This window comes from Kitasatospora sp. NPDC057512, from assembly GCF_042802135.1.
Taxonomy (GTDB): Bacteria; Actinomycetota; Actinomycetes; order Streptomycetales; family Streptomycetaceae; genus Kitasatospora.
Genome location: NZ_JBHVET010001169.1, coordinates 1 through 1,565 on the forward strand (window position 1 = coordinate 1; position 1,565 = coordinate 1,565).

The 1,565-nt window shown below is 76.8% G+C and carries 1 protein-coding gene; it reads right to left on the reverse strand.

Features of this window, described 5'->3' with window-relative positions; genetic code table 11:
• The coding region (locus ACFU6K_RS38605; RefSeq protein WP_380671280.1) for a DEAD/DEAH box helicase at positions 1-1,565 on the reverse strand (1,565 nt) is incomplete at both ends.

The following is a 1,565-nucleotide window of genomic DNA, read 5'->3' on the forward strand; positions in this document are numbered from 1 at the left end:
GGGGCGGCCCGCGCCGAGCAGCAGGATCACGACGTCGGCCTCCTTGCCCTGGGCCTTGTGGACGGTGGCGCAGCGCTCGTCGAGCAGTTCGGCCGTCCAGCCGGGGAGCGTGCGGCAGGTTTCGCGGGCTTCGGCGACGAGGGCGCGGAAGGGGGCGATGATCCGCAGGCGTTCGACGGTGACGCCGTGGTGGTCGAGTCGGCGCAGGAGGAAGGTGAGGGCGCGGCGGTCGCGTTCGCCCCAGGGGGCGTCGGCGGGGCGGTCGGGGTCGGGGGTGTCGAGCCAGCGGCTGGGGAGGAGGCCGTCGTGGTCGGGGTCGGGGAAGGCCTGGGGGTGGGTGCCGTGGACCATGAGGCCGCCGTACGCGACCTCGTTGCTGACGGTGAACATGGGCTCCTCGCAGCGGCGGTGGACGCGCAGCGGTGAGCCGACCCAGACGGTCTCCTCCTCCGCGCCGGTGGGCGCGGGCAGGTAGGTGCCGTAGCGGTTGACGCGGTCGGCGACGGCCTGGGCGGAGGTCGCCGAGGGCAGCCATTCCTCGTCGACGCCGTACGCGAGCAGGAGTCGGCGCTGCAGGGCGGTCGGCATGGTGACGACGGGTTCGAGCTGGAGCGGGTCGCCGACCAGGACGGCTCGGCGGGCCCGCCAGAGGGCGCCGACGGCGGCCTGCGGGGTGGCCTGGCCGGCCTCGTCGACGAGGATCCAGCCGATGGAGCCCTGGCCGAGGCGGGCGAACATGCTGCCGATGGAGGAGAAGGTGGTGGAGACGACGGGGACGAGGAGGAAGAGGGTCTGCCAGGCGTGCAGGACCTGCTCCTCGGGGACGGGCCCGCCGTTGCCGGCCATGAGCTCCACCAGGACCTGGAGGTTGCCGCGGATCCGCTTCGCGGTGTTGGCGACGAGGGCGCGGTGCAGGTCGAGGGCGCGCAGGAACAGGTCGCTGCGGGCGGTGCTCCAGGCCTCGTCGGCCCAGGGGGCGCCGAGTTCCTGCTCGTGGTCGGTGAGGTGCGCCCAGTCGAGGGGCAGGGACGGGAGGTCGGCGGCGGCCGCGCGGAGGGCCCGGTGGGCGGCGTCGAGTTCGGCGGTGGCGCCCTCCAGCTCGCGCCGGGCGGCCCACGCCTCCTGCCGGGCCCGCTCGGCGTCCGTACGGGCCGTGGACTCCGCGGCGTGGGCGGCGGTCTCCTGGCCACGGGCACGGGCGACGGCCGCCTCGGCCTCGGTGACGGCCGAGTGGGAGCGGGTGTCCAGGTCGGCCGCGACGTCCTCGGCCTGGGCGCAGCGGGCGACGTGGGCGCGGGCGGCCTCCAGGACGGTGCGCTGCTGGACGAGTCGGGCGAGGAGTTCGCCCCGGCTCTGTTCGCGGTGCTGTTCGGCGGCCTCGCGTTCTGCGCCGCTCCGGAGCAGCCGGCGCAGCCCGGCGCGCAGGCCCGGCTGGGCGCCGGGCGGCTCGTCGTGCAGGGCCGTCAGCACGTCGACCTGCCGGCGGTGCCCCTCGGCGTGCTCGCGGGCGGCGGCCAGCGCGGCCCGGGCGTCGGCGAGGGCCTCGCGGGCCCGGGGGACGCGCT